We start from the raw sequence: 25,312 nt of genomic DNA, 5'->3' as shown, positions 1-25,312 counted from the left end.
GAGATCGAGATCGGGTACGAGGGGGGGGTGCCGTGTCAGGACTTCGTCGCGCCGGCCGTGAGGCCGGAGACGAGGTGGCGCTGGACGAAGCCGAAGATCACCGCAGCGGGCACCGCGACGATCACGGCCGATGCGGTGAGCGAGCCCCAGTCGCTGGTGTACTGATTGACGAAGGTCTGCAGGCCGCCCGCCAGGGTGAGGTTCTCCTCGCCGGTCATGAAGGCGGATGCGTAGGCGACTTCGGCCCAGCCGGTGATGAAGCTGTAGAAGCCGGTGACGGCGAGACCGGGCTTGGCCAGCGGCACGATCAGCCGCCAGAAGGTGCCGAACGGGTTGAGTCCGTCCACTCGCCCGGCTTCGTCGATCTCCACCGGGATCGTGTCGAAGTACCCCTTCATCATCCAGGCGCAGAACGGCACGGCGATCGTCAGATAGGTGACGACCAGGCCGACGGGCTGGTTGAGCAGGCCGAGGCTCGCCAGGAGGTTGTAGAGCGGCACGATGAGCACCGCGACGGGGAACATCTGGGTGATCAGGAGGAGCCACATCAGCGACCGCATGCCGGGGAACCTGAAGCGGCTGACGGCGTAGCCGGTGGTCGCGGAGATGAAGACGCCGATCACCGTGGTCAGTCCCACGACGACCAGGGAGTTGCCGAGCCAGCTCAGGAACTCGGTGTCGTTGACGACGTGGTCGTAATTGCGGAACGTGAAGTCCTTGACCAGGTCGGTGGAGAACGCCTCGCTCGTCGGCTTGAACGAGGTGATGAGCAGCCACAGCGGCGGAAGCACGGCGGTGGCGCAGGCGAGCAGCAGGCCCGCATGGAGCGCGACCGAGGCCAGCGGCCCGCGTTCGCCGCGCTCCCTGACCTTCGCCTTGGGCAGGTTCCGGGACTTCGGCCCGGCCGGGGACGGGCTCTTCCCGTCGGTCATGGTGGTCACCACACTTCTCCCTGCTTGCGGAGCGCGCGGCGGTAGACGACCGCGAAGAGCGAAAGGAGCAGCAGAATGACGACGCCCCAGGCGGCGGAGCTCGCGAAGTCGCGCGGGCTCACGACGAACGACAGCCGGTAGGCGTACGTCACCAGGATCTCGGTGGAGTCTCCCGGACCGCCCCGGGTGAGCAGGAAGATCACCGGGAACATGTTGAAGGTCCAGATGCCGCTGATCAGGATGACGGTGCTGCTGACGGTCCGCAGCCCCGGCAGGGTGATGTGCCGGAAGCGCTGCCAGGCGTTCGCGCCGTCCATCTCCGCGGCCTCGTAGAGCTCCCCGGGAATGGACTGGAGGCCGCCGAGCATGGCGACCAGCATGAACGGGACGCCGAGCCAGACGTTGACCGTGATCACCGAGAGCTTGGCCCAGGTGGGGTCGTTGAGCCACGGGATGGCGTCGATGCCGCCACCGGCGAGGATCTTGTTGAGGATGCCGTTCTTCTCGTTGAAGAGCAGGCGCCAGGTGAAGACGGAGACGAAGGCGGGCACCGCCCAGGGCAGGATCAGCGCCATCCGGTAGAGGGAGCGCCCCGCCAGCTTGCGGTTGAGCATGTTCGCCAGGGCGAGGCCGAGGGCGAAGGAGATCGCTACGCAGGAGACGGTCCAGACGATGGTCCAGGTGAGCCTGTCCCAGAAGACGCTGTCGGAGAGGATCGCGGTGTAGTTGTCCAGACCGACGGACTTGTAGGTCGCCGGGATGTGGTTCATACCGATGCTGCGCTCGACGTTCGCCTCGTTGGCGTCGGTCGTCGAGAGGTAGAGGCCCCGCACCAGCGGGTATCCGATGATCACGCCGATCACGGCCACCACGGGGGCGACCATGGCCCAGGCGTACCAGTGGGTGGACAGCGACCTGCGCAGCCGTCCTGGTGTCTTGCCGGTCCGCGGGCCGCGGCCGCGGACGCTGTGGGCGTCCGCGGTCGCGGCCAATGACTGGCTGCTGTCAACAGCCATTTACTTGTAGTCCTTCAGGAGCTTGCGGTAGGCGTCGCCGACACCCTTCGCCCCGTCGTCGGGCGAGGCCTTGCCGCTGAGCACCTTCTCCATCTGCAGCCGGATCGGCTCGAACAGGGCGTTGGCCTGCGGGATCCACGGCCGCTCCACCGACTTGTCCACGGCCGGCTTGAAGAACTGCACCATCTGGTTGTCCTTGACGGACTTCACGTCGTACACCGAGGTACGGGTGGGCAGCAGGCTCAGCTTCTCGGTGGTCTGCTGCTGCACCTTGGCCGAGCTCATGTACTTGATGAACTCGTAGCTCGCGTCGAGGTTCTTGGACCCGGCGTAGGCGGCGAGGTTCCAGCCGCCCTGCGGGGAGGCCTGGCGGTCGCTGCCGCCGGGCACCGGGGCGATGCCGAGGTTGGCCTTGTCGCCCTTGAACTCCTTGCCCTGCAGTGCGCCTTCGATGGACCAGGGGCCGTCGAGCGCCATCGCGACGTCGCCGTCCTTGAAGGCGTTCAGCTGGTTGTTGTAGCCGTCGCTCGCGTCGGTGGTGGCCGCCTTGGAGTCGACCAGGTCCTTCATCACCTTGAAGGCCGCGGCGCCCTGGGGGCCGTCGACGGTGACCTTCTTGTTCTTGGTGTCGAGGAGGTCGCCGCCCTCGCCGTAGAGGTACGGGAGGTAGTAGTACGGGTCGTCGCCGCGCAGGTAGAGGCCGGTCTTGCCGGACTTCGACTTGATCTTCTTCGCGGCGGTCTTCACCTCGTCGAAGGTCTTGGGCGCCTCCACACCGGCTTCCTTGAGCATCTTCTTGTTGTAGAAGAGCGCCAGGGTGTCGATGGTCTGCGGGGCGGCGTAGGTCTTGCCCTTGAACTTGGTGCTTGCCGCGGCCTGCGGGAGGTAGTCGTCCGCCTTGTCGAGGGCGGGGGTGCCCTCGAGCGGGGCGAGGTAGCCCAGGTTGGCGAAGTCCGCGACCCAGGCGACCTCGGTGCGCATCACGTCGGGAGCGCCGGAGTTGCCGCCCGCGGCGTTCTTGAACTTGGCGTTGGCCTCGCCGAACGCGACGCTGACGTAGTTGACCTTGACGTCCGGGTGGAGCTTCTCGAAGCCCTTGGCCAGCTTCTCGTAGGTCCCCTTCTCCGCGTCGTTCGAGGTGTCCCAGAAAGTGACGGTCCCGGACAGCTTGCCCGAACCCTTGCTGCCGCTGTCACCGTCATCCCCACCGCACGCTGCCGCTGTCAGAGCCAGGGCCCCGACCAGTGCGGTGGCCGCTATGCCACGCCGCATGTGAACTCCTTCAACTGATCCCGGAACAAGGGGAGGCGAGACCCCTCAACTGAGCTGCCTCCAACGAAGCCGCACTCGACGCGGCGCCGGGTTGCCACGGAACGTAACAGGATTGAAAAGCGCCCGAAAGACCTTGCGAGAAATTTCTGCAAGGCCTGCTGATCGTTACCACCGTGTGTCCTTACGGTTGCCTTTGCTGCGCTTGACAGGCCCCTGAAGTGGCGATTGCCCTCCCCCACTCCCGACTCCCCCGCAAGCTCCTTGCAGGAGCAGAACTTTCTGCAAGCTTTCAACCGGTGTGCAATCCGGCCGATCACCGATACAGTCCCTGCATGACCGCACGGCTCGTCGACATCGCAGCGCAGGCGGGGGTGAGCGAAGCCACCGTCAGCCGCGTGCTCAACGGCAAGCCCGGTGTGGCGGCGACCACCCGCGAATCCGTCCTCGCCGCCCTGGACATGCTCGGATTCGAACGTCCCACGCGGCTGCGGCAGCGCAGCAGCGCCGGCCTGGTCGGCCTGATCACACCCGAGCTGGACAACCCGATCTTCCCCGCGCTCGCCCAGGTCATCGCCCAGGCCCTGACCCGTCAGGGCTACACGCCGGTCCTTGCCACCCAGACGCCCGGCGGCTCCACCGAGGACGAGCTCACCGAGATGCTGGTGGACCGCGGCGTCTCCGGGATCATCTTCGTCTCAGGACTGCACGCCGACACCACCGCCGACATGGAGCGGTACGAAGTACTGCGCGGCAAGGGCGTTCCCTTCGTCCTCGTCAACGGCTTCTCCCCCAAGGTGCAGGCCCCCTTCGTCTCCACGGACGACCGGGCCGCGGCCCGCCTCGCCGTCACTCACCTCGCCTCGCTCGGCCACACCCGCATCGGGCTCGCGGTGGGTCCCAAGCGCTTCGTGCCCGTGCTGCGCAAGATCGAGGGCTTCCAGATCGGCATGCGCGAACGCCTCGGGATGTCGCCCGCGGACTCCGAGCAGCTCATCGAGCACTCCCTCTACACCCTGGAGGGCGGTCAGGCCGCGGCGGGCACGCTGATCGGCCGGGGCTGCACGGCGATCGTGTGCGCCAGCGACATGATGGCGCTCGGCGCCGTCCGGGCCGCCAGGGAACGGGGCTTGGAGGTGCCGCGGGACATCTCGGTGGTCGGCTACGACGACTCCCCGCTCATCGCGTTCACCGATCCCCCGCTGACCACCATCCGCCAGCCGGTCCAGGCGATGGGCCAGGCCTCGGTCCGCACCCTCCTGGAGGAGATCGGCAAAACCCCGGCCCCGCACAGCGAGTTCGTCTTCATGCCGGAACTGGTGGTCCGCGAATCGACCGCCTCCGGCAGGCCGCAACAGCACTCTGCCTAGGCCGGAGCAGCCGCCGCCCGTCGAGATCGACGTCATCGGCAGGGGCCAACTCCTCACCCCGGCAGCCGAGTCACGGCCCTGAGGGACGATGGCCGGGTCACCACGCACACGGAAGCGCAGGAGGAGACATGGCATCACAGACCGACGTACACGCCAGCCGTGTGCTGTACGGGTGCATGGGACTCGGCGGCACCTGGGACACCACGCCGTACACCGCCGAGGACATCTCCGAGGCCGAGGCCGCGGTGGAGGCGGCGCTCGACGTCGGCATCACGGTGTTCGACCAGGCCGACATCTATCGGCACGGCAAGTCCGAGGCGGTCTTCGGGGAGGTGCTCGCCAGGGCGTCCGGACTGCGCGAGCGCATCGTTGTGCAGACCAAGTGCGGCATCCGCCTCGCGGACGGTGAGAGGCCCGGTCTGTACGACCTGCGGGGGCCGAGCATCGTCCGGCGCGTCGAGGAGAGCCTCACCCGGCTCCGCACCGACGTGATCGACGTACTGCTCCTGCACCGGCCGGATCCGCTGACGGGACCGGAGGAGATAGCGAAGGCCCTGGTCTCACTGCACGGGCAGGGCCTGGTGAGACGCTTCGGGGTGTCGAACATGAGCGCGGCGCAGATCGAGCACCTGCGGACGCATCTCGACGTACCACTGGTCGCGAACCAGCTGGAGATGAGCCTGGAGAGGCGCGACTGGGTCGAGGCGGGCGTGCTCGTGAACACCCCGGCCGCGGCGGGCAACGGCTTCCCGCACGGGACGCTGGAATACTGCGGCGCCAACGGGATCCAGCTCCAGGCCTGGGGAGCTCTCGCCCGGGGCCGCTTCACCGACGGCGGCGACTCACCGACCGCACGCCTCGTCGCCGACCTCGCCGCCCGCAAGGGGACAACACCGGAAACCATCCTGCTGTGGTGGCTCCAGCGGCACCCGGCGCGGATCGCACCGGTCGTCGGCACCAGCCGCCCCGAGCGCATCCGCCTCTGCCGGGATGCCGTGCACCGCGAACCCGACCTCACCCACGAGGAGTGGTACGACCTGTGGGTCACCGCCCGCGGCGGCCCGCTGCCCTAGCCGTTCCTACAGCCGCTCCTACAGCCGCCGGACGATCTGCGCCCCCACCCTCTCGACCGGCGTGCGGCTGTAGACGTGCACCAGGGCGAGATGGAAGAGCGCCGGGGCCAGCGGGGCCCACCGGTGGACGCGGTCGGCACGCAGTACGTACTTGATCACGGTCGCGGGTCGGAACGGCACGTAGTCGATGGTCTGGTGCTCCCACCTGTCCGCGACTCCCCTGCTCATACGCGCCTGCAGTCCCTCGCCGGTCAAGTCCTTCAGCCGGGCGTAGAAGTGGGCGCTCCAGTGGCGCTTGTCGATGTCGAGCACGAAGGCGAGCAGTTCGATGGAGTACTCGTGCGGCTCGATGGAGAGTTCCTCGCGCATGCCACGGCGGGCCACGGCGTGCAGGTCGGGGGCGCTCCTGCCGGACGAGTCGATGTGCCGGGACATGCCCTCGTTGACGGACGAGTTCCACACTCCCGGCGCCATCCGTACGCGGTCACTGCGCTGGCTGACGACCAGCATGTCGTCGGCGGTCACCACCGCGATGTTGACCGCGAAACTGCACTGCAGGAACGCGGGGGCACGGAGGGGGTCGTCCGGGTCGAGATGGCGGGAGCGGGGTGTGGTCCCGTCGGCCAGTCGGCGGTCCAGTTGCTGGGCGGCCAGGAAGGTGTAGTAGTCCGTCGGGCGCAACCGCAGGTGCACTTCCGGCTGTTCGTCGAGCGCGGTCCGTGAGACGTCGAAGGATTCGACGGCGTAGCGAGGACCGTTCCACAGCGGCGTCCGGCCCTCCGCGCGCAGCCGTTCGCTCTCCTCCTCGATCTCGGCACGCCAGGCGACCATGTCGGAAGGCAGCTCGATCTCCTCGTCGAGGACCTGGGCGTAGATGGCCTCGGCGGGGATGGACGACTCGCCGTCCCCTTCCACGATCAGCGCCGATGTGTGGAGCGGGCCCAGCGAGAAGGTTCTCCAGGCGGGGCTTGACTCCTCACGCTGCCTCAGGCCGCGCACCGCGCGCGTGGAGCGCGTGCGCAGCCGGTACCAGCCGTTCTGCAACGGCTGCTGGAAGAGCACCGCGAACAGCATCCCCAGCACGGCGCCGACTACTCCGTTGGCCACATCTATCCCGCCCATGTCAGGCAGCGTAGAGGGATGTTGATCACGCCGGGTGCGATCTCGCTCTTCCCGGTGGTGATGATCGACGCCGTGACCAAGCCCGCGGTCGAGGTCGGACCGGACTCGTTTGCGCAGGAGCTCGACCTGCTCCACTCATCAGGCCCCCTCGGATTCGATCGTCTGGGCAACCGGGAGGCGCTCTACCGGCGGACCGCCGAGATCAGTCCGCCGGGCCGCTCCTCGCGCTGCGGCGGGGTGCTGATCGGGCGGCCGTAGGCGGCAGCGCGCTCGCGCAGGGTGTGGCTTTCGGCCTCCCAGCCGTGCCCGACCAGCCAGCCCACCGGGTCGTCGGGCATCTCCGAGACCCACATGGACGCCGCCGACCCCGGCGCGGCGTCCGCGCCGAAGCGCTCGATCACGCCGCGCGAGCCCAATGTCAGCCCCATCCGACTGCCTGCCGCCGACTGCGTGCTGATCCGGGCCAACAGCAGCTCCACCGCGTCCTCGGGCAGATAGATCAGTAGTCCTTCGGCGATCCACGCGGTCGGCACGGCCGGGTCGTGCCCAGCGGCGGCCAACGCGCCCGGCCAGTCCTCCCGCAGATCCGCCGCGACGGTGATCCGCTCGCAGCGTGCGACGGCCCGCTCCTGGCGCAGTACCGAAGCCTTGAAGTCCAGTGGCGCGGCGGTGTCGACCTCGAACAGCCGCGTGCCCTCGGGCCAGTCCATCCGGAAGGCCCGGCTGTCCATGCCTGCGCCGAGCAGCACGACCTGCCGGACCCCGGACGCGGAGGCCTGCTGCAACAGGTCGTCGAGGAACTTCGTCCTGATGGCGATGGAGAACGACACGGCCAGCCGACGGCGTCGCGCGGCCTCGTCATCGGGCGGCGGCGAGGAGGGCCACAGCCCACCGGCGGTGGCGAAGGCCTGCGCCAGCGGGTCGCGGAACGGCGCGTTCTGCCGCTCGGTCTCCAGCGCCCGCACCCTGGCCACGCCCACCGCCGTGGCCCACACTCCCGACGGCCGCACCCGCTCCTGCTCATCAGTCACCGCGCCAGCCTATGGGAGGAGCCTCGCCGATCATCGACCGCGGTCACATCCGGCCAACTGGCTTATGGCGGTGGGGGTTTGCCTCACCGTTCCGCCTAGAGTCCCTGGAGTCGCGTGTGGCGGGCGCCACATGACGTGAGGTGTGTGACTTAGGTTAGGCTAAGCTAAGTTATCGAGTGATCGCCTCTCTTGGAGGCGCCTCAGTCAAGGAGATTGACGCAGCATGACCTCACTCACCTGCCGCATCCGCCGTACCGCCGCAGTCGCCGTGGCCCTCGCCGCCGGCAGCGCGCTGGCCCTGACCGGTACGGCGTCCGCGCAGCCCGGACAGGCCTCCGGCAAAGCGTCCGGCTCGACCGTCGAGTCGGCGCCGCTCGTGAAGGGGCTCTACCAGTCCGCGTACTCCGAGCGGAACAACGTGCTGTGGGCCACCTCCGCGGTGGGCCGGCCGCCCGTCACCGCCTCCAGCCTGCTGAAGGTCGACCCGCGCACGCTGAAGGTGAAGGCCAGCTACACGCCTCCGGTCACCAACGCCGAGACCGGCGCCGTCGAGGCCGTCTACGGAATCGCCGTCGACGACGAGCACAACACCGTCTGGACGACGAACACCCGCGACAACTCCGTCGCCGTCTACGACCAGCGCACCGGCAAGCACCTCGCCTCGCTGCCCGGCGTGAACCACGCCCGCGAGATCGTCGTGGACGCCAAGCACAACACGGCGTGGGCGAGCGGCTTCGGCGACGGCACCGTCGTCGCCTTCGACACCCGCACCTTCAAGGAGAAGAAGCGCGTCACGGTCGAGGGATCGAGTCCGACCGGCCTCGCCGTGAACGCGCGGACCGGCGCCGCCTACGCCGCCGACCTCAATGGCGACCAGATCATCGAGATCACCCCGAAGGGCGCGAGCCCCCGCCTCATCCCGACCGGCGACGGCCCGATCTCCATCGCGCTCTCCAAGGACGGCCGCACCGCCTACACCGCCGACCAGGCCGCGGGTGGCCTCTCGGTCGTCGACCTCAAAAAGGGCGCCGTCACCAAGTCCGTGCCGACCGGCGCGGGCGCCCTGTCCGTCGCTACCGACCGGCGTTCGGGCAGCGTCCTGGTCGCCAACCGGACCCCCGGCACCGTCTCGGTCGTCGACCCCGCCAAGGGCGCCGTCGTCGAAACACTGACCACCGGCGCCAACCCCAACCACGTCCAGGTGACGGGCGGTACGGCGTTCGTGGTCGACAAGTCCGGCACCGGACCCGAGGGCCAGGACCAGGCGCACCGCATCCGCGTCGGTCGCTGAGGCATCGCGGCCGCTGAGGCATCGCGGCCGCTGAGACGTCGGCCACTGAAGCCGCAGACGCTCAATACCTCCCCGCGTACCGCCCGCCACGCAACCGTGGCGGGCGGTACGCCTTCTCAGGCCGCAGCCGCTCGCGTACGAGACGACTCTGCGCCGCGACCGTCACGACCACGCCCGCGCCGAGCAGCGGCCAGGCGAGGGGGCCCGCGGCGATCACGGCGGTGACCAGGAGCGGTCCCCCGCTGCGCTGGGCGGACGACGACAGGCCGTCATGGCGGCGCAGCCGACGACGAAGCAGGCGGCCAGGGGGACGAGGAGTGCGCGGGCCCCGTCCGGCGTACCCCCGAAGCGCGACAGCGGGACCTGGCAGCAGACGACGAGCACGCAGTTGAGGACCATGAGCAGCGGCGCGAGGCCGTGCGGGACGTCGGTGGCGTGGACGATCCACAGCGGCATGCCGACCTGGATCACCGCGTCGTCGAGGAAGAGCGCCGCCTCGGTGGCGGTGAACAGCAAGTAGGGGCGGTCTCGCCACGGGCTGGACGGAAGAACAGGGGGCGCGGGGGCCGTGGAGTCGGTGACCACCCAAGAGGGCGACGGCGGTTCCGCGCAGCGCAGGGTGAGGACCGAGGCGGCGATGAAGCTGACCACGTTGCCGATGAGCAGGGCCTGGTAGGCATAGGTGGTGCCGACGGCGAGGGCGAGTGCGCCGGACAGGCCGCCGATGGCCCATCCCGCGTTCGAGACGGAGCGCGTCACGGCTCTTGGTACCTGGTGCGCTCCGGGCCCGCGATACGGGCGGCGTACAGCTTGGTGAGGACATTGGCGCCGCAGTCGGCGAGGCTGTTGACGGACGAGCACAGCAGGAGCAGGGAGAGGTTGTCCGTCGTAAGAAGCGCCAACAGGGCGACGGCCTGCTGGAGTTGGGTGCCGATGATGACGCGGGTGACGGGGAAGCGGTCGGCGAGGCGGCCCGCGAGCGGCGCCCCCGCGATGCCGACGGCTCCCAAGCCGCCCAGGCGGCTGCTGCTCACTTCGGGGTGGGTCAGTCACGTACTGCAGGAGACGGTCGAACGCACGATGGCCGATCCCTCGGCGCGCGCCCCTTGTCGGTCGGGCCGAACGCACATACACCGAGCGGCGCGACGCACTGATCGGCGAGCTCACGCGGCATGGGATCGCGGCGCGCGGCGCGAGCGGGATCAACGTGTGGGCCCCGGTGCGGGACGAGTCCGCGGTGGTCAACGGGTTGCGCTCGCGCGGCTGGTGGGTGGCCGCGGGGGCGCGCTTCCGTATCGCCACGCCCACCGCCGTACGGATCACCACAGCCACTCTGGAGGTGACGGACGCGGCCCGGCTCGCCACGGACTTCGCCGCGGTGCTCGGCGAGTCCGAGGCCACGTACGGGGGTTGAGTGAGGCAATCTAGAAATCAGGACGTCTGGAAATCTGGACAATGCGTACCACTCCCCCGAGGTGTCCCATGATCAGCTGGCGTCGACTCGACGAACCGGACTTCCCCCTGCTGCGGCGATGGCTGGAACAGCCGCACGTCGCGCGCTGGTGGAACCACGAGACCTCACCCGCCGCGGTGGCACGCGACTTCGGCCAGGCGGCCCGTGGGGAGGAGCCGTCGGAGGACCTGCTCATGCTGCTCGACGGCGAACCGTTCGGCCTGGTCCAGCGCTCAAGCTTCGCCGACTACCCCGAGTACGGAGATGAGTTGGCGGGCCAGGTGGAGATCCCCCGGGGCGCCATGACCATCGACTACCTGATCGGTGATCCCCGGCGGGTCGGCCAGGGGCTCGGCACCCGCATGATCCAGGCGATCGTCCGAGCCACGTGGGCCGACCGTCCCCAGGCCACAGCGGTGCTCGTCCCCGTACACGTGGGCAACCCCGCGTCCTGGCGCGTCCTGGAGAAGGCGGGGCTGCGACGGGTCGCCGAAGTGTCGCTCGAACCCGACAACCCCCTCGACGACCGCGCCCATTACCTCTACCGGATCGACCGCCCGGCGGGCTGAGCTCAGGCCCTGATCCTGATCGTCGAAGTCAGCTCCCGCCGTCGCCGTCGAAATCCGTCCGGGCCCGCTCCACCTTGTCCAGGTTGTCCGTGGACCACTCCGCGAGCGTCGCGAACAACGGCCCCAGGCTGCGCCCGAGTTCACTGATCTCGTACTCCGCCCGCGGCGGCACCTCGAGGTAGTACGTGCGGACCACCAGGCCGTCACGTTCCAGCTGGCGCAGCCGCTGCGTCAGGACCTTGGGCGTGATGCCGGCGATACCGCGTTGCAGTTCCACGAAGCGCAGACAGCCGTACTCATGGAGCGTCCACAGGATCGCCGTGGTCCAGCGGCTGAACACGATGTCGACGACCGGACCGACAGGGCAGACCTGCGGACTCACCGGCGCTCTCACCTGCGCATTCACTGATGCGCCGACCGCCGTCGAGAGCCTCGTCCGAGCCGAGTCGGCGCTCATGTGTCCCCCTTCAGGGAAGTAGCTCTTCTCCGGGCATCGAGTCTCTGTCGCCGGCTTCGGAGAGTCCACCACGAATTGCGCATCCGCGTGCATTGACGGCTCACCTCCCCCGGTTCAGGGTGTTGCCGCCGAAAAGACCTCAAGCAGGACTTCGAGCAGGACCTAGAGAAGGGTTCCCCTCCATGCGAAGACGCGCCTTTGTCCGTGGACTGGCCATCACCGGGGCCGGGTTGACCCTCCCCGTGCCCTTGGCCGGCGCCGCCACCGCACGGCCCGATGCCGCCGCCGCGGCCTGGCAGCAGGTCACCGCCCCGGCCGGGCAGGAAGCCGCCCAGCTGCTCGCGGTCGCCGCCGCGAGCTCCGGACGCGCCTGGGCCGTGGGCGAGCAGGGGCGCTACGGAGGCACCGTCGGCACCCCGCTCGCCCTCAGCTGGAACGGCTCGGCCTGGTCACTGACCGACCTCTCCCACCTGACGTACACCGGTGGCCTGCGTGCGGTCGCCGCCGATCCGGGCGGCGCGGCCTGGGCCATCGGCACGAACACCGCGGGGCAGGACCAGCTCCTCTCCTGGAACGGCACGACCTGGCGCGAGGCCGCGTTTCCCGGCCGGGGCGAACCGGGGACGCGGCTGACCGGTGTCGCGTCCGCTCCCGGCGGCCGGTTCTGGGTGTCGGGCCGGCACGGTGACCGCGCCGGACTGATGCACGGCAACGGCAAGACATGGCGCTGGTGCCGACCACTGCCGGACGAGGCCGCGCCCACGCCGTCCGGCGTTCATGTGACCCCCGACGGTGAGGTGTGGGTCTTCGGCGACATCATCGCCCGCTGGGACGGCGCCTGGACGGTGGTGCCCCGCGCGCTCGGCATCCGCGCCTCGGTGACCGGTCTGCTCCCGGTCGCGCACGACGACATCTGGCTCACCGGATACGCGTACGGCGTGGGCGGACCGCCCGGCAAACCGCCCGGCGTCGTGCTGCAGCGCTGGGACGGCGTCCAGTGGAACGCGGTCCAGTCCCCCTTCACCGTCGGTCTCCTGAGCGGCATCACGGGCGACGCCACGGGTCGGCCCGACCGGATCTCCGGCTGGGACTTCTGGGACCAGAAGCGCGCACACTACCTGCGCTGGGACGGCACGGCCTGGATCAGTGAACGCGGCCCAGAGACGCCTACCGCCTATCTGCCCGAGGCCATCGCCCCGATCCCCGGCACGGACGGCGGCTACTGGTCGGTGGGCACGACCTCCTTCTCGCCGTACCCACCCGCCCAGCTCCGCGTGGAGCGCTTCGGCTGAGCCACTGGTTCTCCCGGCCCTGGACCCTGGCTCTCAGGCGCGCGGTGCGATGCTGAAGTCGAACGCGGAGGTTCCCGGGTCCACCGCCGTCACGCCGCCGTCCACGGTGAGCACCGCGCCGTTGACGAAGGAGGCGGCGGGCGAGAGCAGCCAGGTGATCGCCTCGGCGACCTCCTCCGGCTCTCCCGGCCGCCCCGCCGGGACGAGCCGCGTCGCTTCCTCGTACGCCGCGTCGGCACCGCCGTCCCCCAGCCGGGCCTCATCGGCGAACCGGGTCATCCGCCGGTCGGCCATCTCGGTCCGCACCCAGCTGGGGCACACGGTGTTGGCGCGAAGGCCGGACTTGCCGTAGTCGACGGCGAGGGAGCGGCACAGCTGGAGAAGCGCCGCTTTGGACGTGGCGTACGCGGCGTTGGCCACGCCGTTGCGCAGCGCGGCGACCGAGGCGACCGCGACCACCGAGCCGCGCGCCTCCAGGAGATGGGGAAGCGCGGCCCGCATCAGCTGGAAGGGACCAGTGAGGTTGGTTCGAAGGACGGTGTCCCAGTCCTCGTCGGAGAGGTCACCGACGGCTCCGCTGCGCCCGGCCCCGGCGTTGAGTACGAGACCGTCGACGCGGCCGTAGGCTTTCACGGCCGCATCGACGAGCCCGGCGACCTGCGCGGGATCCCCCGCGTCGGCGGGATGGGCCAGCGCACCGGTCTCCTCGGCGACGCGGCGCAGCGGCTCGGGGCGCCGCCCGGAGATGACGACGTGGTGCCCGCTCTTGCTCAGTTGCCGGGCCGTGGCGGCGCCGATGCCCGTTCCGCCGCCCGTGACGATGACAACGCGACTCTCTGGCATGCCTGTTCAGCCTCCGAACGCAGTCGTGAGCACATCGCCGCGATCATACGTAGACAACCGCGGGCCGCTCACGACCACGTTCGGACAGCTTGCCGGAAGGCCCGCCGGAGGCCGCCGGTTCCTACTCGTCGATCGCCGCGCCGAACGCCGCGGCCTTGCCCGGCGCGCCGAGCGACTCCGCGCCGTACGTCCAGGACCCCGACGCGGTGATGCCGCTCGCCCCCGCGGACAGGACCCATACCGTTCCGTCACCGGCGTTCTCACCGGGCGCCGCGGCCAGGAGACCGAAGCGGCCGTCGCGGTTCGGGTCCGTCAGGCGCACCTGGGCACCCCACTTGTCACCCTTCTCGGGCACACCGGGGATGTCCGCGGAGTCCTGGTCCCAGGACTTGGCGCCGGTCGCCGTGAGGCCGGTGCCCGCGCCGCGCAGCACCCAGACCGCTCCGGCGTCCGCGACCGTCCCGATGTCCTCGCCGGGCGCCCCGATGGCAACGTCCGCATAGCCGTCGCCGTCCGTGTCCGCCACGGAGAGATCGGCGCCCCAGCCGTCACCACGCTCGGCGGTGCCGGGCACGCCCGCACTGTCCTGTGTCCACCACTTGGCCTCGTCCTTGAGGCCGTCCGGGTCGCCGTAGCGGACGCCCACCAGGCCACCGGTCTGCGTTTCGCCCCCGTCGTCCGGGGAGTTGGGCTCGCCGGTCACCAGGTCGTCGTATCCGTCGTGGTCGATGTCGCCGGACGCCGCGACGGGGCCGCCGCGCAGATCGTGCTCGTACGCGAGGCCGTCGGCGTTCCCCGAGAAGTACGCGGACCAGCCGTGCCCAGGCTCGTCGCCCACGGTCACGCCGGATACCACGAGATCGGCGAATCCGTTGTCGTCGTAGTCGCCGGTGGTGAGCGACTTCGGCACGATGTCGCGTCCGGCGGCCGCCGCGGAGAGACGCTCGGTGGCCTGCCGCCGCAGCGGTGCCTGTCCGTCTGCCTGCGGTGCGGCGTCGTACGCGAAGAGTTCCAGGTCGTCACGGTCCAGTACGGCGAGGACGTCGCCCGGCGTCTCACCGGTGAAGTGCGCCGCGGCGAGACTCAGGCCGAACTTCTCGCCCTTGGTGGGCTCCTGGGTTTCCAGCCAGTCGCTGTCGGCACCGCTGAGGCCCTGCTTGGAGCCCCACAGGATCGCGACGCCACCGGTGTCCGCCGTGTCGCCGATGTCCTCGCCGGGGATGCCGACGATCGCGTCGTCGAAGCCGTCGCCGTCCAGGTCACCGGTGGCGACGGCCGTCCCGAAGCCGTCGCCCGCCTCCGCGGCGCCCGCGACGCCCGCCGTCGACTGGCTGAACCTGTCGACAGAGGTGGTGCCTATGCCTCTGGACGAGCCGTACTGGGCCGTGACGAGACCGGCGCCCTTCTGGCCGCTGACCGTCGCCCCGGGGGCTCCGACCAGCACGTCTTCGTATCCGTCGCCGTTGAAGTCGCTGTTGCGGTCGTCGGCGTGCGTCCCCCCAGGGGTGCCGGCGACAGCGAAGGGGGCAGCGGCGATGCCTGCCCCGGTCAGAAGGAGAAATGCGGCCGCGGTGAGGGCGGCCGAACGGTTCTTGCGCACGAGCGGCTCCTGTGAAGGAAGGTGGCCGGGCAAGCGCGAGGGTGTCCGGAAAGGGCCCGTTCCTTGTCCGGCGCCCTGTTCGACACCGGATGGGGCACAAGGGTTGTACGCGTCCTTCGTTTCCGTGGTTCTTTCTGTCCGGAACTGCTGCCTCCCAGGGCTCAGCGGCCCTTCTTGGTGACCACGAACCGGTCGATGACCAGATGGTCGATCTCGGTGGCGAGGAAGCACTCCAGCGCGTCACGCGGCGAGCAGACGATGGGCTCACCCGCCACGTTGAAGGAGGTGTTGAGGAGACAGGGCACGTCCGTCCGCGCCGTGAAGGCGCGCAACAACCGTGCGAGCGCGGGGTTCTGCCGCTCGTCGACCGTCTGGACCCGCGCCGTGCCGTCCACGTGGCAGGCGCCGGGGATCCGCTCCTGGTACTCCTTGCGCACCGGGAAGACGAACGTCATGTACGGGGACGAGGTCTTCTTGCCCATCTCGAAGACGCGGGGAGCCTCGGATTCGAGCACGACCGGCGCGAACGGGCGGAAGGGCTCACGGTGTTTGACGCGGATGTTGATGATGTCCTTGATGTCGGGGAAGGCCGGGTTGGCCAGGATGCTGCGGTTCCCCAGGGCGCGCGGTCCGAACTCGGCGCGGCCCTGGAACCAGCCCACCACGTTCTTCTCGGCCAGCAGCTCCGCCGCCCTGTCGGCGACCGAAGCGGTGTCGGCCTCCTCCTGCCACTCGACGCGGTCCGCGTACTCTCCCAGCGTGTCGAGGATCTGCCGCTCGTCGTACGAGGGTCCGAGGTAGGGCGTGGTGACGGCGTCGGCGGGCCGGTTCCTGAGACCGGCGGTGTACACGGCCGCGCCGATGGCGACACCCGGGTCGCTGGCCCCGAAGCTGACCTCCATGCCGGTGAACGACGAGCGCTCCAACATCTTCGTGTTGGCGACGCAGTTGAGCGCCAGGCCGCCCTCGAAGAGCAGGTTGTCCAGGCTGGAGGCGGCGGTCAGCGCCCGCAGCTGATGAGCGGTGACGGCCTCGACCATGTGCTGCGCGAGACCGGCCACCTTGGCCCGGAAGTCGAACTCCTCGCGCTTCTCGCTGTCGCCGCCGAACAGCTCGTCGAACAGCGCGTAGTAGGCGCCGATGTCGCTGGGGACGGAGAGGGTGTACGAGCCGTTCTCGTGCAGGCGCACCACGCGTTCGAGCAGGGGGTTGTGCCGCGGCGGCGGGCCGTAGGCGGCGAGGCCCATCACCTTGTACTCGTCGTTGTTGGGGACGAACCCCAGATAGCGGGTGATCCTGCCGTAGGCCACGCCGAGCGAGTCGGCCATGCCGACGGTGCTCTCGTCGAAGAGGCGCACCACGCCGTCGCGCAGCTCACCCATGACGGAGGAGAGGGTCTCGGCCCTGCCGTCGCTCACCAGGAAGGCCGCGTCACCGCCCCCGGCCAGATAGGCGCCGCACATGAGATGGGCCAGGTGATGGGGCACCAGGACGAGCTTGTTGGGGTCCAGCGCGTAGCCGGTGCGCTGGACGAAGTCGCCGTACACCGCTTCGCGGCTGAGCATGCCGGTGTAGAGCTCACCCGTGCGCCGCAGAGCGTCGAACTTCGCCACGACCGGCATCTCGGCATCGCATATCTGCGCGATCGTCTCCTCGGCCACCGTCGGTGAAAAGCGCCAGGGGAATGCGAAGACGTCGACCTGGCCGAGTTCGACACCGGCGGAGTCCAGGCACCATGTGATCGCGTTCGCCGGGAAGTCGGAAGTCTTCTTGACCCGGCTCAGCTGTTCCTCCTCGACGGCGGCGACCACCTCGCCGTCAATGGTCAGAGCCGCCGCGGCATCGTGCCCCACCAGGAGATTGCGACCGACGCCGGTCGCCCCGTAGAGACGCCCGAAAAGCTCCGCACCCCTGGTGAATCCGTTGTAACCGAGCACGATCACAGGCCTTCATCCTCCTCAACGCGACAACTACGGAAACTACGGCAACGTGGCAATTGCGGTGCCCGGCAGGCTACTTGGTCCGCGCGCATTTCAGATAGGGTGCCTGCGACGCACACCAGTGACCGAAAGGATCCGCTCCGTGGGCCACAATTCGTCCCCCGTCACCCCTCTGAACAGCACGGTCGTAGCCGAAGGATTTGATCGCTGGAGTCCTCCGCTGCACCAGGAATTCGAGAGCAACACCCACAACGGCCGCATCGGCCAGTCCCTTGTGAAAGAGACGGATTCGGTCCGCGTCTGGGAGACGCACCTCAAGCCCGGAGAGCGCATTCCCGTTCACCGGCACATACTCGACTATTCCTGGACAGCCCTCACCGACGGCAGAGCCCGCCAACACGCGAGTGACGGCAGCAGTCGCGAGATAGCGTACGTCCGCGGGCATACCCAGCATTTCAGTTTCGCCGACGGGCGTTTCCACCTCCATGACCTGAAGAATATTGGCGACGAAGTTCTGTCGTTCGTGGTGGTCGAATTGAAGGACGGGGCGAACGAACCTCTTCAGCTGGACGGCATCACAGGATCCTGACCAAACCGGTTCACACCGCATCCGAAAGCGCGGCGAGCAGTGCATCGTTCGCACGCCGATTGCCGATGGAGATACGGCAGGTGGCGGGGATCAGGAAACCGACGTCGGCGACCATGATCCCCGCGTCGTGCAGCTGCTCCATGACGCGCTCGTGCTTGTGGAGCCGGACGAGCAGGAAGTTGGCCTCTGAGGGGAACACCCGCTCCACCGTGGGGTGATCGGCAAGCAGCCGCGCCATCCGGTCGCGCTCGGACCGGATGTGCCGGATGCTGGCGAGGGCTCGCCGCGCGTTCGTCAGCCGGTCCCGTACGGCGCTCTGCGACGCGTCGGTGAACCCGAAGGGCACCTGCACCCGCCGCAGTGCGTCGATGATGCCTGGCTGCGCCAGGGCGATCCCGCAGCGGGCGCCGGCGAGCCCCCACGCCTTCGAGAGGGTTCTGAGCACGATGAGGTTGTCGTGCTCGGCGACAAGACCGGCGTACGAGGGTTTCTCGCTGAACTCGACATACGCCTCGTCGATCACGACGAGACCCCGCGTACCGGTGACGAGGGCCCGCACCTGCGCCGGATCGAGCCGGGTACCCACGGGATTGTTCGGGTCGCACAGGATGGTCACCCGCGGATCGGCCGCCAGGATCCGGTCCGTGTCGAGCTCGGACAGGTCATCGCCGCCCAGGGGCACCTCGACCAGAGGCAGGCGCAGCAGGCGGGCGAAGTGGGCGTAGAGCGGGAAGGTGGGAGGTGTCACGCACACGCTCTCATCGGGCGAGGCCAGCGCCGCCAGGAGCAGCATGACGCCGTCGACCGATCCGCTGGAGAACAGCAGATGATCCGCGGTCAGTGCGCCGGTGCCCTCGTGTCCTGGCAGCTTCGAGATCGTGTCCAGGTACGTCTCGGCGAGCTCGGTCGTGTCGAGATGGGGGTAGTGGCCCCCGGCGCCCAGGAACGGGTTGGTGTTGCTCGACAGGTCGATGGTGTCGAACCGCGGTTGGTGGCGGGAGCGTGCCGGGCCCGGCACCGGCACGGTCGTGACGGGAGGAGCCGCGAAACTCGAGAGTCTCTGCTCTGCCTCCGTTTCTTCCGGAGCCAGGGCTGTCAGGCCTTCGGCACGCAGCCAGTGGTCGAGGGGGACGAACAGGTCGGCTCCGAGCTGACGCTTGCCGTCGGTCTCCCCCGGGCCGAGATGGACCCAGTGGAGGCCGGAACGCCGGGCGTCGGCGTACAGCCCGTACAGGGCCGCTGCGTGGAGGTCGTTCTCCGCTGCCGGATCGTCCTGGTCGATGGCCTGTGTCAGGTGGTAGAGCCCCCGGCCGTTGTGAGACCTGGCCGTGAGGGCGACCTGGACGGCGGTGTCTCCTCGGCGGCGCACGATGATCTCCGTACGGTCCGCCAGCACGCCGTCCGCCAGCGCGTCGAGCGCCTGGGCACTGTACGGGTTGTGGCCGCCGTCGTGGCGTTCCGCCCGGCGCCGGTGGAGTTCCACGAAGGCGTCTCGCGCCCAAGACGCCCCGGCGAGCTCGCTCAGGCGGATCCGCTCCCAGGTGAGTTCACGGGAGACGTCGTCGTGACAGCGGCGCAGGGCGCGTTGCCGACCGCCACCGATTCGGGCACGCAGGATTTCGTCGACGTCCCCCGTCAGGCGGACGACGCTCTCGGCTCCGGCGGCGAGGGGCACGAAGCCGGCTGCCCGCAGCGCACGGGGGTCGTCGGTGCGGCGGACGTTGGGCACGAGGATCTGGGGTATGCCGAGCGTCCGCGCGCGACGCACCAGCTCATCGACCGAGCGGGCGGTGGGAGCGGGGCTCGTCGGGTTGTACAGGGCGCCGCCGCCGACCAGGGTGGGACGCTGGAGCACCGCGGGATCCAGCGCGGCGAACGCGTCCTCGTCTCGGCCGAGTTGGGCCAGAGAGCTCACTGGTTCGCGGGAACCGAGGGCGGCGCTCAGCATCCGCTGAAGCGCTTCTGCGTCTGTGGGCCTGCGCATGCTAGTGCTCCACTCCTCGTTCCGCCGCGAGCTCGTCGACGTCCGCCTCCACGTACGCGTCGATGCGGTCGCGGTACTCCTCGAACAGTTCGCCCAAGGTGCGGGCGATGCCGGTTCTCCAGTTGACGGAGCAGTCGCCGATCAGCCCCCGGCGCACGTCGTGATCGAAGATCGCCGTCTCTCGGCTGTAGTCGCTGCGGTCCAGCTGGACCGGAACACCGGTGAGCGCGGACATGTACTCCAGGAGGTCGGTCATGCCGACCTCCTCGTCACCGCCCCAGTTCACCACCCGCGCGGGCGTCCCCGCCGCACTCCACAACAGCGGCACCTGCCGGACGAGGTCGTCGGTGTGCAGCAGGTTGCAGTAGTTCTGCCCCTGCCGCGGCACCGCGCAGGGCTGCCCCTTGCGCATCTGCTTGAACAGGATCATGGGCACGCCGCCGTGGCCGTACGGGCCGTAGGCGATGTTGAGCCGGGCTATCACCGTCGGCAGCCCGAGCGCCTCGGCCAGCCCCCGGGCCACCCCTTCGGCGGCGAGCTTGCCGACCGGGTACGTCGGCAGCCATGGCACCGCCCCGCCCACGGCGTCGCTCTCGCGGTACCGATGGGTGCTGTCGGCCCGGTTGTAGACCACTCCTGACGACACGTACAAGAAGGCTTCGGCGGCCGCGCAGTGCGTCATCAGCCGTGCGGTGCCCGCTGCGTTGATCCGTGCGGTCTCCGCGAAGTCCTGGCCGTCACCCCGGTGCACCGCCGAGTGCAGTACGTGGGTGAAGTCGCCCGGCAGGTCCGCCAGTTCGTCGGTGGCCATGTCCCAGGTGAAGGTGTGCGCACCCATTTCCTCGATGGCCTTGCGGGCGGCCGGGTCACCGAACCGGCCCAGACACCACACCTCGTTGTCCTGGGCGAGCGCTTCGGCCACGGGCATCGCGACCTGCCCGGTCCCACCCGTGACGAGAATCTTCTTGCCGTGCATTCCTGTGTCCGTCCTTAGCCGAGCGCTCGGGTCAGTTCCTGCCGAAGAGTTGCCTGGAAGTTCTGCACGTGCTGCGGGCTCATGAGGGTGTAGTGCTCCCCGTCGACCTCGATGTACTGGTTGGGACCTCGCGTGAAGTCGTCCCAGTGGCGCAGTTGGTTGTCCAGCCACTCCTGTTTGGTGCCCTTGAGCGGAGTGCAGTAGAAGACGCGTACGTCGTCGACCGACCCCGAGGGTTCGTAGGTGCGGCCCAGGTGCACCATGCTCTGGGCCAGGTGCACCCAGGTGGTGAACTGCTCGACGGTGAGGTCCAGTTCGATGAGGCGGCGCTTCGGAGCGTGGTCGACGAGATAGGCCAGTTGGTCGGCTTCGGGCAGGGGGCGCAGGGTGGCGGTAAGCCCTTCGACGTCCGCGGCGGCGATCAACTCCAGGAACAGCGCCAGGTTGATCGCGCCGTCGGTGAACGTGATCTCGTTCATGCGCCCGGAGATGCTCGGCGGCAGGTTGAAGACGCCCACGAACTTGACCTCGTCGCCTTCCGCCTCGAGGCGTTTGGCGATCTCGAAGGCGACCGCCCCGCCGTAGGAGTACCCCGCCACGGCGTAAGGGCCGCTGGGCTGGGTCCGCCGGATCGCCTCCACGTAGGTGGTGACCATGTCGTCGAACGACTCGAAGTGGCTCTCGCCCCGCCCGAAGCCGCGTGCCCGCAACGCGTAGAAGGGCCGCTCGCCGGTGAAGTACTTGGCGAGATTGACGAACACGAGCACCTCCCCCAGGCCGGGATGGACGCAGAACAACGGCGTTCCGTCCCCGGTGACCTGGAGTGGCACGAGCGGGTCGTAGGCGGAGTCTCCGTCGGCGTTCCGTGCGGCGGTCAGGCGGCCGGCCAACGCGCGCACGCTCGGGGCCTGGAGGAGCGTGGACATCGGTACGTCGTCGATGCCGAACTCGGTCTGTATCTCCAGTTTGAGCCGCAGCACGTCCAGCGAGGTTCCACCCAGATCGAAGAAGCTGGCGGTCGTCGGTACTTTCTCGGTGTTCAGTACGCGCGCGTAGATGTCGGCCAGAGCAATCTGGACTTCGCCCTCAGGCGCCACGTACTCGCCGAGGAAGCGGGTGCTCACCTCGTCCGAACGGCGGACGGCCTCATCCAGGCCGCCGTTCTCGACGGCCGCGCGCAGCCGCGACCGCTGGATCTTGCCGAGGTTTCCGCGAGGGATCTCCGCCTCGGCGACGGGGAGGATCAGCTGGGGCCGGAATCCCCAGTGCATCACCGTGGAGCTGCGGATCGCCACGAGGGCCCGGTACACGGCGGAGTCGTCGGCCGGATCACCCGCGGGGACGAACGCGACGGCGAGCTGTTCGGAGTCGGCGCCGTCGGGTCGGATCGGGAAGGCGGCGACCTGTCCCCGCTTCACCCCGTCCAGCTCGTCGAGGACCGCTTCCAGGTCGTGGCTGTAGTAGTTGACACCGTTGACGATGACGGAGTCCTTGGTCCGGCCGACCAGCGTCAACCGGCCCTCGGAGTCGAGACATCCCAAGTCGCCGGTGCGGAACCAGCCATCGGGGGTGAACGCCTGGGCGGTGGCCTCGTCATTGCCGAAATACCCGTCGGTGACCATGGTGCCGCGCAGCTGCACCTCACCCGACTCGCCTGTCGTGGGCCGGTCGGTGGAGGCAAGCACCTCGCCATTGCCGTCCACGACGCGGATGTGCAGCCCTCGCACGGGACGGCCCAGCGGAGGGAACTCCGTTTCCAGGTCACGGGTGGCGAATTCACGGTTGAACACGCTGCCCGCGCACGTCTCGGTCATTCCGAACGCGGGCACGATCACATCGCGGCGCAGTCCGTATACAGAGAGACCATCCAGGAATGCCCGCACGGTCCCGGTGACGGTGGCCTCGCCGCCGGAGATGATGTGCCGCACCTGCGATAGGTCCAACTCGTCCGGGGGGACGGGACGTTGAGCGAGAGCCTGATTGAGCTGCCCGAACAGGAAGTTGGGCGTGAACGTCACTCTCACCCGGTGGGCCGCGAGCAGCCTGAGGAACTCGACGGGGTCCGCGAGCACCGTGGCCGGGGTCGCCATGACCTGATCGGCGCCGTTGAACATCGGCAGCAGGTTCGCCTCGATGGCGGCTATGTGGTCGGCCGATATCCAGTTCAGCGATGTGTCGTCGGGCCCCAGAGCCAGGGCCCCCGCCTTCCCGGCCTGCGCCGCGAGGAGGTTGGCGTGCGTGAGCCTGACCGCCTTGCTCGATCCGGTGGACCCGGAGGTGAGCATCAGTACGGCGAGATCGTCCGGGGCGGCGGCAGGGAGCTGACCGTGCTCGGCCGAGGCGTGGCTCAACTCCTCGACCGTCAAGGCATGCAGGCCGACATCGGGCAGATCGCCGTGGGACTCCTTGGAGACGATGACCAGGGGGTCGCCCAAGAGCGTGCGCAGGTGCTCGAGCTGCGCACGCCACCGGGAAGGGTCGGCGGGTGGTGCGACCGGGCAGGGCACGACACCGGCCAGGACGCACCCCCAGAACGCGCGGAAGAAATTCTCAGGATCGTGGGCGGAGATCAGCACCCGCTCACCCGGGGAAGTGCCGTAGTCGCGCAGCCCCTGAGCGATCCGGCAGGCGCACTCCCGCAACTCGGCGTACGAGAGGAACGAGCCGCCGATGAAAGTGATGCCTCGCGATGTGTCCTGAGCCGCACGCTCGAGCAACTGCGGGAGTGTCGAGGCATGACGTTGATCCGGCATAGGTGTGACGACCTCCGGTCAGAGAAAATCCAAAGAGAAGCACCATGGCTGGGAATGTCCGAGAATGCAGCCGGATCAGGCCGCCGGGCGCAGCCTGGCGCCCGGAGGTATGTGCCGATCCCGCAATTTCTCGCAGATTCAGAAGTTTTCGCAGATTCAGACGTTCTCGCAGAAACCGCTCACAGAAGCGCGGCTCGCGTCAACCGCCGAACTCGTTGAATCGCACGATTTCGTCGATCGTCTTCTGCAGCTTCAGTTCGTCGGGGTCGGACACGATCGCCTGCCCGAAACGGCCGTAAGGGCCGATCGACGCATCAGGCGACGAAGGATATTCGATCTCGTCGAAGGAGAAGTTGCGCTCGAAATCCTTCTGCGTCAATGTGCCGTCGCTCGAGCGGCGCAGCAGAATGTATCCGTAGAAGCGGTCGGGCGCGCCGCTGCCCAGAGGATGGGTCGGCTCTTCCCCGAGCGCCAGGCTGATCTCCACGTCGAAGAGGTCGACGCCGAACGTCAATTTGTTGACCTGTGGGGACAGTGCCCCTGGGAGCCGGATGGCGAGCTCGCCGAAGGTCAGTCCGGATTCCTGCGCGAACGCTTCCATATGGAATACGCAGTCGGGTGCGCCGAGGCTCTCGAGCACCTGCCCGGCGAGCCCCTCGGCCTCCTCGAACAGTTCCGGATGCAGCCGCCGGTCCAGGATGTGCGCGGACAGGATGCCGCCCTGTACAGCGCTGAGCGGCGCGATGTGGTTACTGCTCATGGACGACCACTGAAGACGGCCGCTCCTCCAGATGCCGTCCATGTAGACCTCGGGGGCGTCGACGAACGACTCTGCGACGATCGCGACATCCGACTGCCCCGGGAACAGTTCCAGGGCCCGCGCGTAGTCTTCCGCGGAACGGACGATGTTCGTACGCAGCGAGCCTGCCCCGGTCGCCGGCTTGACGACGAATACGTCCCCCAGCTCCCCGGAAAGTTCCAGGAACGACGTGTCCTTCGATACGTATCTGCAGTGCGCCCGCTTGATGCGCGACGGCAACGCACTCTTCTGAAGGTACTTGTCCCGGAAATAAAGGGCGGACTTCGAGTCGGAGTTCCCGGGGAGGTTCAACTGCTGCCGCAGATAAGCGGCGCCGAACACACCCATTTCATGGACGGTGAGCACTCCTGCCACATCATCGACACGGGCAGCGAGCACCGCCCTCAATACTTCGTGGACGTTCTCAATGTCGGCGACACGCTTGAAGCGTCGCCCATCGGGCGCGCTCATGGGCGCCTGCACGATATAGCAAGGATCCAGTCCTCGACGCTGGAGCGCCTGATCGAGGTCGTCCCTGTATCCGATAACAATCATCGTCGGCATGCTTGTCTCCCCGTATTAAAGCTAGCCAACCAACTCGGTGCATCGTGCCACACGAGATACAGGCGTGTGGACATGACCAATCATGATCATTTGCTCGATTGCATGTGATTTAAATCACAAGTAAAGCTTTAGCCGAATAGGCATGGAAGGGCTCTTGCCGATCCCGCTCGGTGAGCTGCATTCGCCATTCGCCATGAATTCGTCCCGTACAGGAAGACAGGGGCCATTTGACACCGCATATGCAAGATGAGACAAGAAGGGCGAAGCGGTTCGGGCGTAACGGAGCGGGGGGGGGGGGCCGCCACCCCCCCCCGTCGGCTCTCCCCTTTCCGTTGTTCGGGAGGGGTTTCCTTGGTCCGCTCACGGGTCCCCGTTCCCCGGGCATGGAA

Annotated in this window: 23 protein-coding genes; 7 read left to right on the top strand and 16 right to left on the bottom strand. The window is 68.7% G+C overall.

All coding sequences use genetic code 11. The features are described from left to right. Nucleotides 1–35 precede the first annotated feature (35 nt). From ACZ5CR_RS18575 to ACZ5CR_RS18565, 3 genes are read right to left on the bottom strand one after another with little or no spacing between them, the layout of a single operon-like run. Complete coding sequence (locus ACZ5CR_RS18575) at nt 36–941, bottom strand: sugar ABC transporter permease (RefSeq protein WP_468858657.1); 906 nt, start codon at nt 939–941, stop codon at nt 36–38. Continuing rightward, nucleotides 938–1,948 (bottom strand): carbohydrate ABC transporter permease, encoded by a 1,011-nt coding sequence (locus tag ACZ5CR_RS18570; RefSeq protein WP_468858654.1) that lies wholly within the window; start codon nt 1,946–1,948, stop codon nt 938–940. The genes ACZ5CR_RS18575 and ACZ5CR_RS18570 overlap by 4 nt, the downstream gene beginning before the upstream one ends. Further along, nucleotides 1,949–3,220, bottom strand: coding sequence for an extracellular solute-binding protein (locus tag ACZ5CR_RS18565; protein ID WP_468858651.1), 1,272 nt, complete (start codon nt 3,218–3,220; stop codon nt 1,949–1,951). Nucleotides 3,221–3,552: 332 nt separating this feature from the next. Here ACZ5CR_RS18565 and ACZ5CR_RS18560 point away from each other — a divergent pair, with 332 nt between their 5' ends. Beyond that, nucleotides 3,553–4,587 carry a LacI family DNA-binding transcriptional regulator gene (locus ACZ5CR_RS18560; RefSeq protein WP_468858649.1) on the top strand — a complete coding sequence of 345 codons (1,035 nt, stop codon included), beginning with the start codon at nt 3,553–3,555 and terminating at the stop codon, nt 4,585–4,587. Nucleotides 4,588–4,763: 176 nt separating this feature from the next. Continuing rightward, nucleotides 4,764–5,660, top strand: coding sequence for an aldo/keto reductase (locus ACZ5CR_RS18555; RefSeq protein ID WP_468858825.1), 897 nt, complete (start codon nt 4,764–4,766; stop codon nt 5,658–5,660). Between the two features lie 18 nt (nt 5,661–5,678). Here ACZ5CR_RS18555 and ACZ5CR_RS18550 read toward each other — a convergent pair whose 3' ends face one another. Together ACZ5CR_RS18550 and ACZ5CR_RS18545 are read right to left on the bottom strand one after the other, a co-directional pair. Next, a complete protein-coding gene (locus ACZ5CR_RS18550) occupies nt 5,679–6,782 on the bottom strand; it encodes a hypothetical protein (RefSeq protein ID WP_468858647.1) in 1,104 nt (367 codons plus the stop codon). Nucleotides 6,783–6,964: 182 nt separating this feature from the next. Next, entirely contained in the window at nt 6,965–7,813 is an 849-nt protein-coding gene (locus tag ACZ5CR_RS18545) for a class I SAM-dependent methyltransferase (protein WP_468858646.1), read from the bottom strand. 223 nt (nt 7,814–8,036) lie between these two features. Between ACZ5CR_RS18545 and ACZ5CR_RS18540 the strand changes: the two genes are divergently transcribed. Beyond that, entirely contained in the window at nt 8,037–9,104 is a 1,068-nt protein-coding gene (locus tag ACZ5CR_RS18540) for a YncE family protein (RefSeq protein ID WP_468858643.1), read from the top strand. A gap of 61 nt (nt 9,105–9,165) precedes the next feature. On the opposite strand, the gene ACZ5CR_RS18535 is transcribed toward ACZ5CR_RS18540, so the two are convergent. Genes ACZ5CR_RS18535 through ACZ5CR_RS18525 form a run of 3 tightly spaced genes read right to left on the bottom strand, consistent with a single transcriptional unit; the run spans nt 9,166 to nt 10,138 of the window. Next, a complete protein-coding gene (locus tag ACZ5CR_RS18535; RefSeq protein WP_468858640.1) occupies nt 9,166–9,321 on the bottom strand; it encodes a hypothetical protein in 156 nt (51 codons plus the stop codon). Then, a complete protein-coding gene (locus ACZ5CR_RS18530; RefSeq protein ID WP_468858637.1) occupies nt 9,318–9,863 on the bottom strand; it encodes an MFS transporter in 546 nt (181 codons plus the stop codon). The genes ACZ5CR_RS18535 and ACZ5CR_RS18530 overlap by 4 nt, the downstream gene beginning before the upstream one ends. Further along, on the bottom strand, nt 9,860–10,138 hold the full coding sequence (locus ACZ5CR_RS18525) for a hypothetical protein (RefSeq protein ID WP_468858635.1): 279 nt from the start codon (nt 10,136–10,138) through the stop codon (nt 9,860–9,862). Before ACZ5CR_RS18525 ends, ACZ5CR_RS18530 begins: the two co-directional genes overlap by 4 nt. Nucleotides 10,139–10,323: 185 nt before the next feature. Here ACZ5CR_RS18525 and ACZ5CR_RS18520 point away from each other — a divergent pair, with 185 nt between their 5' ends. Further along, nucleotides 10,324–10,518: a hypothetical protein gene (locus ACZ5CR_RS18520; protein ID WP_468858632.1), complete on the top strand. Its 195-nt coding sequence runs from the start codon at nt 10,324–10,326 to the stop codon at nt 10,516–10,518. 68 nt (nt 10,519–10,586) lie between these two features. Next, the gene (locus tag ACZ5CR_RS18515; protein WP_468858629.1) at nt 10,587–11,126 is read left to right on the top strand and encodes a GNAT family N-acetyltransferase; all 540 of its coding nucleotides are present in this window, start codon (nt 10,587–10,589) and stop codon (nt 11,124–11,126) included. A gap of 28 nt (nt 11,127–11,154) precedes the next feature. On the opposite strand, the gene ACZ5CR_RS18510 is transcribed toward ACZ5CR_RS18515, so the two are convergent. Further along, complete coding sequence (locus ACZ5CR_RS18510) at nt 11,155–11,508, bottom strand: winged helix-turn-helix transcriptional regulator (RefSeq protein ID WP_468858626.1); 354 nt, start codon at nt 11,506–11,508, stop codon at nt 11,155–11,157. A 257-nt stretch (nt 11,509–11,765) separates the two neighbouring features. Here ACZ5CR_RS18510 and ACZ5CR_RS18505 point away from each other — a divergent pair, with 257 nt between their 5' ends. Next, nucleotides 11,766–12,875: a hypothetical protein gene (locus ACZ5CR_RS18505; RefSeq protein ID WP_468858624.1), complete on the top strand. Its 1,110-nt coding sequence runs from the start codon at nt 11,766–11,768 to the stop codon at nt 12,873–12,875. Nucleotides 12,876–12,908: 33 nt separating this feature from the next. On the opposite strand, the gene ACZ5CR_RS18500 is transcribed toward ACZ5CR_RS18505, so the two are convergent. From ACZ5CR_RS18500 to ACZ5CR_RS18490, 3 genes are all read right to left on the bottom strand, one after another. Next, nucleotides 12,909–13,718 (bottom strand): SDR family NAD(P)-dependent oxidoreductase, encoded by an 810-nt coding sequence (locus tag ACZ5CR_RS18500; RefSeq protein WP_468858621.1) that lies wholly within the window; start codon nt 13,716–13,718, stop codon nt 12,909–12,911. Between the two features lie 121 nt (nt 13,719–13,839). Beyond that, nucleotides 13,840–15,318 (bottom strand): esterase, encoded by a 1,479-nt coding sequence (locus ACZ5CR_RS18495; RefSeq protein WP_468858619.1) that lies wholly within the window; start codon nt 15,316–15,318, stop codon nt 13,840–13,842. Nucleotides 15,319–15,479: 161 nt separating this feature from the next. Further along, on the bottom strand, nt 15,480–17,261 hold the full coding sequence (locus ACZ5CR_RS18490) for a carbamoyltransferase family protein (protein ID WP_468858616.1): 1,782 nt from the start codon (nt 17,259–17,261) through the stop codon (nt 15,480–15,482). Nucleotides 17,262–17,400: 139 nt separating this feature from the next. Here ACZ5CR_RS18490 and ACZ5CR_RS18485 point away from each other — a divergent pair, with 139 nt between their 5' ends. After that, nucleotides 17,401–17,847 (top strand): cupin domain-containing protein, encoded by a 447-nt coding sequence (locus ACZ5CR_RS18485; protein WP_468858614.1) that lies wholly within the window; start codon nt 17,401–17,403, stop codon nt 17,845–17,847. A 10-nt stretch (nt 17,848–17,857) separates the two neighbouring features. Here the strand turns inward: ACZ5CR_RS18485 and ACZ5CR_RS18480 are convergent, their stop codons facing one another. The 4 genes from ACZ5CR_RS18480 to ACZ5CR_RS18465 all read right to left on the bottom strand — a co-directional run bounded on the left by ACZ5CR_RS18480 (nt 17,858) and on the right by ACZ5CR_RS18465 (nt 24,923). Further along, nucleotides 17,858–19,831 (bottom strand): aminotransferase class I/II-fold pyridoxal phosphate-dependent enzyme, encoded by a 1,974-nt coding sequence (locus ACZ5CR_RS18480; RefSeq protein WP_468858611.1) that lies wholly within the window; start codon nt 19,829–19,831, stop codon nt 17,858–17,860. 1 nt (nt 19,832) lies between these two features. Beyond that, entirely contained in the window at nt 19,833–20,807 is a 975-nt protein-coding gene (locus ACZ5CR_RS18475; RefSeq protein WP_468858608.1) for an NAD-dependent epimerase/dehydratase family protein, read from the bottom strand. Between the two features lie 14 nt (nt 20,808–20,821). Further along, nucleotides 20,822–23,560 carry an alpha/beta fold hydrolase gene (locus ACZ5CR_RS18470; protein ID WP_468858606.1) on the bottom strand — a complete coding sequence of 913 codons (2,739 nt, stop codon included), beginning with the start codon at nt 23,558–23,560 and terminating at the stop codon, nt 20,822–20,824. 199 nt (nt 23,561–23,759) lie between these two features. After that, the gene (locus tag ACZ5CR_RS18465) at nt 23,760–24,923 is read right to left on the bottom strand and encodes an ATP-grasp domain-containing protein (protein ID WP_468858603.1); all 1,164 of its coding nucleotides are present in this window, start codon (nt 24,921–24,923) and stop codon (nt 23,760–23,762) included. Between the last annotated feature and the right edge of the window lie 389 nt (nt 24,924–25,312).

The organism is Streptomyces sp. NPDC031274 (assembly GCF_055570235.1).
Note: the sequence above shows the minus strand (reverse complement) of the source record. Positions and strands in the feature narration are given on the sequence as shown.

Bases quoted from the DNA above. Each gene is read 5' to 3' on its own strand.
- ACZ5CR_RS18475 (WP_468858608.1), bottom strand. From the start codon at position 20,807: ATGCACGGCAAGAAGATTCTCGTCACGGGTGGGACCGGGCAGGTCGCG.
- ACZ5CR_RS18505 (WP_468858624.1), top strand. From the start codon at position 11,766: ATGCGAAGACGCGCCTTTGTCCGTGGACTGGCCATCACCGGGGCCGGG.
- ACZ5CR_RS18555 (WP_468858825.1), top strand. From the start codon at position 4,764: ATGGGACTCGGCGGCACCTGGGACACCACGCCGTACACCGCCGAGGAC.
- ACZ5CR_RS18570 (WP_468858654.1), bottom strand. From the start codon at position 1,948: ATGGCTGTTGACAGCAGCCAGTCATTGGCCGCGACCGCGGACGCCCAC.
- ACZ5CR_RS18480 (WP_468858611.1), bottom strand. From the start codon at position 19,831: ATGCGCAGGCCCACAGACGCAGAAGCGCTTCAGCGGATGCTGAGCGCC.
- ACZ5CR_RS18470 (WP_468858606.1), bottom strand. From the start codon at position 23,560: ATGCCGGATCAACGTCATGCCTCGACACTCCCGCAGTTGCTCGAGCGT.
- ACZ5CR_RS18560 (WP_468858649.1), top strand. From the start codon at position 3,553: ATGACCGCACGGCTCGTCGACATCGCAGCGCAGGCGGGGGTGAGCGAA.
- ACZ5CR_RS18465 (WP_468858603.1), bottom strand. From the start codon at position 24,923: ATGCCGACGATGATTGTTATCGGATACAGGGACGACCTCGATCAGGCG.
- ACZ5CR_RS18565 (WP_468858651.1), bottom strand. From the start codon at position 3,220: ATGCGGCGTGGCATAGCGGCCACCGCACTGGTCGGGGCCCTGGCTCTG.
- ACZ5CR_RS18540 (WP_468858643.1), top strand. From the start codon at position 8,037: ATGACCTCACTCACCTGCCGCATCCGCCGTACCGCCGCAGTCGCCGTG.
- ACZ5CR_RS18550 (WP_468858647.1), bottom strand. From the start codon at position 6,782: ATGGGCGGGATAGATGTGGCCAACGGAGTAGTCGGCGCCGTGCTGGGG.
- ACZ5CR_RS18500 (WP_468858621.1), bottom strand. From the start codon at position 13,718: ATGCCAGAGAGTCGCGTTGTCATCGTCACGGGCGGCGGAACGGGCATC.
- ACZ5CR_RS18515 (WP_468858629.1), top strand. From the start codon at position 10,587: ATGATCAGCTGGCGTCGACTCGACGAACCGGACTTCCCCCTGCTGCGG.